This window comes from Paenibacillus xylanilyticus (genome assembly GCF_013359935.1).
GTDB classification, from domain to species: Bacteria; Bacillota; Bacilli; order Paenibacillales; family Paenibacillaceae; genus Paenibacillus; species Paenibacillus xylanilyticus.
Genome location: NZ_JABMCB010000051.1, coordinates 1 through 233, shown reverse-complemented (window position 1 = coordinate 233; position 233 = coordinate 1). Strand labels below are relative to the sequence as shown.

Sequence of the window (233 nt, the reverse complement as noted above, 5' to 3'; positions counted from 1 at the left end):
TTAGCGGCGGACGGGTGAGTAACACGTAGGCAACCTGCCCTCAAGCTTGGGACAACTACCGGAAACGGTAGCTAATACCGAATACTTGCTTCCTTCGCCTGAAGGGAGCTGGAAAGACGGAGCAATCTGTCACTTGAGGATGGGCCTGCGGCGCATTAGCTAGTTGGTGAGGTAACGGCTCACCAAGGCGACGATGCGTAGCCGACCTGAGAGGGTGATCGGCCACACTGGGA

The 233-nt window shown here is 57.1% G+C and carries 1 rRNA gene; it reads left to right on the top strand.

Features of this window, described 5'->3' with window-relative positions:
* A 16S ribosomal RNA gene (locus HP552_RS00325) occupies positions 1–233 on the top strand; the annotation flags it as partial.